6 protein-coding genes are annotated in these 6632 nt (G+C 35.4%); 1 reads left to right on the top strand and 5 read right to left on the bottom strand.

Annotated features, from left to right (window positions below):
* Nucleotides 1-21: 21 nt before the first annotated feature.
* Entirely contained in the window at nt 22-993 is a 972-nt protein-coding gene (locus U860_RS0128320; RefSeq protein ID WP_025151147.1) for an MBL fold metallo-hydrolase, read from the bottom strand.
* A 96-nt stretch (nt 994-1089) separates the two neighbouring features.
* The gene (locus tag U860_RS0128315; protein WP_025151146.1) at nt 1090-1299 is read right to left on the bottom strand and encodes a DUF3925 family protein; all 210 of its coding nucleotides are present in this window, start codon (nt 1297-1299) and stop codon (nt 1090-1092) included.
* Nucleotides 1300-1522: 223 nt separating this feature from the next.
* Here U860_RS0128315 and bsaA point away from each other — a divergent pair, with 223 nt between their 5' ends.
* Nucleotides 1523-2002 carry a glutathione peroxidase gene (gene bsaA, locus U860_RS0128310; RefSeq protein WP_025151145.1) on the top strand — a complete coding sequence of 160 codons (480 nt, stop codon included), beginning with the start codon at nt 1523-1525 and terminating at the stop codon, nt 2000-2002.
* Nucleotides 2003-2230: 228 nt separating this feature from the next.
* On the opposite strand, the gene U860_RS0128305 is transcribed toward bsaA, so the two are convergent.
* The 3 genes from U860_RS0128305 to U860_RS0128295 are packed head-to-tail and all read right to left on the bottom strand — an operon-like array spanning nt 2231 to nt 6632.
* On the bottom strand, nt 2231-4459 hold the full coding sequence (locus U860_RS0128305) for a transglutaminaseTgpA domain-containing protein (protein WP_025151144.1): 2229 nt from the start codon (nt 4457-4459) through the stop codon (nt 2231-2233).
* Nucleotides 4456-5670: a DUF58 domain-containing protein gene (locus U860_RS0128300; protein ID WP_025151143.1), complete on the bottom strand. Its 1215-nt coding sequence runs from the start codon at nt 5668-5670 to the stop codon at nt 4456-4458. The genes U860_RS0128305 and U860_RS0128300 overlap by 4 nt, the downstream gene beginning before the upstream one ends.
* Nucleotides 5670-6632 (bottom strand): MoxR family ATPase, encoded by a 963-nt coding sequence (locus U860_RS0128295; RefSeq protein ID WP_025151142.1) that lies wholly within the window; start codon nt 6630-6632, stop codon nt 5670-5672. The genes U860_RS0128300 and U860_RS0128295 overlap by 1 nt, the downstream gene beginning before the upstream one ends.

Raw genomic sequence — 6632 nt, 5'->3', positions numbered from 1 at the left:
TGTATACATCTTTTTTCTTTGTTAGTTAATAGTGAATTTAGATTTCTCTTGCTTCGTGAAATAATCAATAATTCCCATCGCACTAATTTCTAAATCTAGATGTAAAATGTTATAAACGGAATGATTGGATGGTACATTTAACTTTGTAAGATGAGAAGAGATAGAATCCATTAATAAAGTTTGTAATGCTTTAGTCGCCTCATCGAAATCATTATATTTTTCAAAGACATCTTTACCAGTATTAACGAAAATAGGCAACCAATGTTCCAGTTGGTTATATACTTCTGTAACATGAGATGATGCCCCGTAATGACCGAAATAAATAGTATCTACATTCATACTTTGAATATGATTTTTAGAAGCAATCATCGCATCTGGCTGGAATTGTGAAGGGGACGTTGACGGTAGATATAACTCTACACCAAGGTCTGCGAGTTCTCTATAATAAATTCCAATTGTATCGCCAGTAAAAATGCCGTTTGTTAATGAATCGTGAATGCTAATATGGTGCTTTGCATGTCCCGGTGTATCATAAAATGTAAGTGTACGGTCTTCTGCAATTTTTAATGTATCACCATGTTGTACAATATGAACACGTTCTTCTTCAATTGGAAGAATTGGATCAAAGAGTTTATCAAAATCTTCTTTGTACACAGCTTTTGCACCTAAAATGAGTTTTGTTGGATCAATCATATGACGGGCTCCGCGCGGATGCACAAATAGAGTAGCATTTGGACATTTCTCCATCATTAAACCTGCTGCACCTGCGTGATCTAAATGAACATGTGTGATGATAATGTTTTTTACATCATCTAAGTCGATATGTAATTGTTGTAATCCGTCTAAAATATAGGGAAGAGAAGGGGCTGCACAAGTTTCAATTAAAGTAATATCGTCACCTAATAAAACGTACGTACCTGTTCGTTCATTATGTTGTAAGTCGTAATCATCAATAAGATATAGATGGGAAGATAATTTCTCTACTTTTTTCATACTTACCACTCCTTATATACGGTATGTATTTATTATACGCTAAAACAAGAAAAAGGCAGAAAACGAAAGCTCGTCTTCTGCCTTTATGTAATGTCGTTATTTCGTTTGTTGTTTATTAATTGACATAACGAACAGTCCAACAATACCTCCAACTATTGGAAGCATAATCTCTCCTGCTAAATTAAAGTAGGAGCTTAAGAATAAACCATTTACATCGATTACCCAACCAGTAACATACAATAACATCATATATAGTACGAAATAAAACTCACGATTTGAAATCATTTCACGCTGTGCAGTTTTCATAATGAACACCATCCTTTTCTTTTATAATGGAATATAAACTGTCACATTTTGTTCACAATTCAATTGTAAAACTTTCCATCATAAAAGTCTAGTAGTTTGTGTCGAATTTTCGAACAAAAATAAAGCGCTATCATTTTGGCGCGTAAGTATGTAAAAAGGGCTGTATGTTCACTTATGTAGTATAGTATAAACATAGAATGATAGAGAAGAGAGGGGTAGGAAAATGATAGTTTATGATTTTTCAGCTAAAACAATAACTGGAGAAGAAAAATCGTTAAAAGATTACGAAGGAAAAGTACTTCTAATTGTAAATGTAGCTAGTAAATGTGGATTTACACCACAATATAAAGGGTTACAGGAAGTATATGATAAATATAAAGAGCAAGGATTAGAAATACTAGGTTTCCCTTGTAATCAATTCGGGGGACAAGAACCTGGTACAGAAGCGGACATTACAAGTTTTTGTGAATTAAACTACGGTGTAAACTTTCCAATGTTTGCGAAGATCGATGTAAAAGGTGACAAGGCTCATCCTCTATATACATACATGACAGAACAAGCACCAGGTTTACTCGGTATGAAAGCAGTAAAATGGAACTTTACTAAGTTTCTAATTGGAAGAGATGGGAAAGTAGTAGGGCGTTTTGCGCCGCAGACGAAGCCGGTGGATTTAGAGGTTGAGATTGAAAAGGTACTTGGCTAATAATTAGGAGTCACTACTTTGGTCACTTCCGCTACCAATTTTTGCATACTTGGTAGTACGTGACTGTACGTATTTACTATTGTACCGATATCCGTATGTGGCAGTTCAGGAGATGGCGGAGGCGATTAGGAGTTAGCTATCTTTTTATTATGTTTATTAAAAAACACCTCAAAGAACAAAGTGGCTCTTAGTCTTTGAGGTGTTTTCTTTAAACTTACATTATCAAGATTAAATCACTGTATCGAATTCATTTGATTTAGGCAGAGAAGCTGCTTTTTTCATAAGCACTTCCCATAAGTGTACGGATTTCTTCCATTCGGCTGCGGCCTGTCCCTTTTGATACATAGCGTTCTCATAACTGAAAGTAAGTTGTTGCATATCAGTCGAGTTGTAAAGTGTATCGATGCGGAGAGCATATTCTCGGAATGTTTGACTTTCACCCCGCGGTATACCGATTCTCGCAAATTGTTTTAAAAGTGCACCGTAAGCTTTTATATAAACAGCATCATCTTTTCGGTATTTATAGAAAAGAATAATAAAAAATGTAATCCATTTCATTCTAGTGGTGAAGAGAATGTATCCCATGATACTAATCGGTATCGTTGAGAGGAATACGTACCACCAAGAAAACCCATTTTTAGAATTTGTAATCTTTTTAGTAGAGGCTTCTTCTGTATTTTCTATTAGACTTTTGAGCTTTGCTTCATTGTTCCGTTGGTGTATTTGCTCGTTTTTAGAATTATTTTCTTCGCTATTTTGTGAAGTAGAAGCAGGAGTATTATTTATAAAATTATAGGGATTGGTAAATCCTTTTGTTGGTTCGAATGGAATCCATCCGTATCCTGGAAAATATACTTCGACCCAAGAGTGTGCGTTATTGTTCGCGATTTTATAAACATCCTTACCTTCTGTACCAGCAAATGTATTCTCAAGAGTTCCTTCTGTATAGCCTTTTACCCAGCGAGCAGGAATCCCGACAGAACGAAGTAACACGATCATAGACGTCGAAAAATTATTACAGTAGCCGCTTTTTGTATCGAAAAGGAATTGATCTACATAATCTTGGTCTTTGGCAGGGAACAAGACATTCGTTGTTTCGTATACAAAAGAATTGTCTGTGAAGTAATTTTCAATAGCTAATACTTTATCATATCGGTTGTCTTTATCATTTGTAAGATTGACAGCCAAGTCTTTTACTCGCTGCGGTAATGATTTGGGAAGTTGTGTGTACTTTGTCATGAAATAAGAACTTGTTTCATGACCTTCATTCGTTTTTACAGCTTTCAAGTTTTCTATGGAAAACTCCGGGATCTCATATGTTACTTTATACGAATTTAAAGTAGTAGAAGAGTCTCCGTGCATCGTATAGATTTTTTCTGAAAATGGATCAACACTGTATGATACATCAGAAGAAGCTTCAACTGATACTAATCCTGCTGGATAGGTAAGGTGAGGATCACTTTTTTGCATAGTGATTGTTGCTTCGGTTGTCTCCGTTTTTGTATTTTGTTCGTACCAGCTCACGACGTCGTTTTTATTTTTAAATGAAACCTTTTTTTGATTTTCAGAAACCTCCCAGCCTTTTCCTGTATAAAAATCTTTTGTTTCTACTCTCCAATATTGTTTGTTTTGCGCTTGTGCTGTGAAAACAATTGTATTATCCGGTTTAAAAGGACCGCCTAATTGTGAGTCATCTAAACCATACCCAATTTTAGAAACTTCTTGTTTTTTACTTGCTTCGGATGTGTTGAATTTTAAAAAATCCATTGGGTTTGGCCACTGAGGGCCAAATTTTGGAGTAAAGTATGCGATGGTTGTTGACAATACAATAAATATTGTAAGAGGTTTAAGTAATTTTGAGATTTCTCTAGCATAATTTTGTAAGTGTTCAATCTCTTTTATTCGTTCTATTTGAAGAAGACTAAGCATAAAAAAGCCGATGACAACAGTACGAATAATAGCGTAGTTTGCATTGTATAAATGTAAGTTATGAAAAGTTGTGATATAAATAATAGTCAATATAAGAAATAACAGCCCACGTTTTTTATGAATCATCCAGAAAGAGATGAAAGCACTCAAAAACCAAAATGATAAAAAAAATAAAAGTGTTGGAAAAACTGGGGAAATATCTAGCAAATTCCCCTGGAAAAACAGGGAGGAATTTTGAGAAATATCAGAAAAAAATTTCGTTAGCCAAGATGGATTTATAAAAGCATTTTTATAATACAGGGAATGAATGATGAATAAGATCGTGACGATCTTTATTGGAATCTGCCACCTTGTTTGAAAAAAAGAGAGAGTGAAGCAAATTCCTATAAATATTACAAAAATATCTAATCTACCTACGTTTGTAATACCAATAAGGGGTCTTAGCCATTCTAGTAAAAGTAGAAATGCACATACATGCATAAAGAATCTGCTCATATCCCATTGTTTTTTTGTTTGTAATGTTATCATTTGCTCACCTCAAAAAACACGTTTGTATACCGGTTTTCATAAACCGCATTTACAAATATTTTTCGTTTTTGTAGATTTTCTAGAATACTTAGTTCTCGATGTGAGAGTTGATTCGCTTTTTCTTTCACGACAAACACCATTAATTTTCTATTTTTTATAGCAGCACAGTCAGCCGCCTTTTGAATATCGGGAGAAAGATCGCTTGTCACGAGTATAATCGTTACGGGTTCATAAATTTTTCTTAATTCCATTTCTACACTCCGAGAGAGCGGGAATACACTGTCCGCTTGTACTTTCGCTAAATGACAAAAGATTTGCTGCAACTGACTATCTCCATTGTCTAAAGGGAAAAAAGTTCGTTCTTTTCCGACAGACACGAATGACGCTGGTGAATTTTGCTTCAAGACAGCCCTTACAATAGAGGCAGTAAACGTTACGACTGATTCGAATAGAGGGGATTGGGTTCTGTCCATGAATATCATGATATTATGGCTGCGCTGTTGTTCAAACTCTTTCGTCATAATGTTGCTTGTTCGTGCAGTAGCTTTCCAATCAATCCATGAAAAGCGGTCACCAGGTTTATATTCTCTGACACCGACAGAGACTGTAGAGTCTTTTGCTAAATTTATATTTGCTGAAAGCGCTCCTTGTTCGAAATGATTTTCCAATTGTTGATACGTTATATCTACATACTGTGGATAGACTAAAAATGTATCTGGAACTGAAAAAGTTACTTCTTTCTCCATCATACCGAATAGATCGCCAGTTTTGACACGTACGCTTGAAAAAGTGTGCTCTCCTCTAGGGATTGTGTCAATAACATATTGAAACGAAATATTTCGTTTTAATCCAGGAAAGAGTATTACCTTATTCATCTTTGTTTGTCTACAACTTGTAAATTGTGGTGGCAGTTCATCTTCAATAACTAAATAAAGTAAGGGAAAAGGAAATTTTCTTTTTATTGTAATAGTGCTTAAAAATTGTTCTCCTGCTACATATTCGTTTTGGTTTGTTATTCGTTTTACCTCAGCGTCCCGTAAAGCGTAGAAGGGGAGTAGTAGTGAATAAAGGCCAATAGGAATCGTACTGTAAAACAAAAACCAACTTACAAATCCTCCTTGAAGCATAGCGTACACAAATGTTAAGACTAGGCATAAAGGGATTAGCAATAACTTGGTAACGTGATATAGTGCTCGTAGTAGTCGTTTCATCAAAGGTTCATCGTCCTTTGAGTCGGCACGGTAGTTCGTGCAACGATTTTGGCGATAACTTGTTCTCCTGTTATACCTTCAAATCTTGCTTCCATTTTTAGAATGAGTCTGTGAGCTAAAACGTAAGGAGCTAAAAATTTAACATCGTCTGGAATAACATAATTTCTGCCATGGATGAATGCATAAGCTTGTGAAGCTTTCATTAAAGCAATTGATCCGCGTGGACTTGCACCTAACTGTATAGAACTATAAGAACGAGTCTGATTAACAAGCTTTACAATGTAATGTTTGATTGCTTTGTCCATGCTTACTTCCCGTACGCTTTGTTGTAAATAAAGTAATTCTTCTATTGTAGTAATAGCTTGTAAATGGGAGAGTGGATTTGTTTTTTCCATCCGGTTTAATATTTCAAATTCTTCTTCTGGTGTAGGATATCCCATTTTTAGCTTCAACAAGAAACGATCGAGCTGAGCTTCTGGTAAAGGGTATGTTCCCTCATATTCGACCGGATTTTGTGTAGCCATTACAAAGAACGGTTTTGGTAACGGTCTTGTAATGCCATCTATTGTGATATTGCCTTCTTCCATACTTTCAAGTAAGGCAGATTGTGTCTTTGGAGATGTACGATTAATTTCATCAGCAAGTACAAAATTCCCCATAATTGGTCCAGGCTTGAACTCAAATTGGAGCTCTTTTGGATTGTAAATAGAAACACCTGTTACATCTGACGGCAGTAAATCAGGTGTGAATTGAATTCGCTTGTAATCGGCGTCAATTGATTTAGAAAGAGCACGTACTAGCATTGTTTTCCCGACGCCGGGAACATCTTCTAATAGTACATGACCTTCAGCTAAGAGAGCTGTCAAGGCTAAAATCGTTTCTTTTCGTTTTCCGACCATTAATTTTTCAATATTGTTGATTATTTTTTCTACAATGGGATGTAATGAATCAAGTTGGGGCAT

The sequence above is a fragment of the Bacillus sp. H1a genome (assembly GCF_000633475.1).
GTDB lineage: Bacteria > Bacillota > Bacilli > Bacillales > Bacillaceae_G > Bacillus_A > Bacillus_A paramycoides.
Note: the sequence above shows the minus strand (reverse complement) of the source record. Positions and strands in the feature narration are given on the sequence as shown.

What these genes read in the sequence shown, in the direction of transcription:
- bsaA (WP_025151145.1), top strand. Translation starts at nt 1,523, where the DNA reads ATGATAGTTTATGATTTTTCAGCTAAAACAATAACTGGAGAAGAAAAA.
- U860_RS0128305 (WP_025151144.1), bottom strand. Translation starts at nt 4,459, where the DNA reads ATGATAACATTACAAACAAAAAAACAATGGGATATGAGCAGATTCTTT.
- U860_RS0128300 (WP_025151143.1), bottom strand. Translation starts at nt 5,670, where the DNA reads ATGAAACGACTACTACGAGCACTATATCACGTTACCAAGTTATTGCTA.
- U860_RS0128295 (WP_025151142.1), bottom strand. Translation starts at nt 6,632, where the DNA reads ATGCCCCAACTTGATTCATTACATCCCATTGTAGAAAAAATAATCAAC.
- U860_RS0128315 (WP_025151146.1), bottom strand. Translation starts at nt 1,299, where the DNA reads ATGAAAACTGCACAGCGTGAAATGATTTCAAATCGTGAGTTTTATTTC.
- U860_RS0128320 (WP_025151147.1), bottom strand. Translation starts at nt 993, where the DNA reads ATGAAAAAAGTAGAGAAATTATCTTCCCATCTATATCTTATTGATGAT.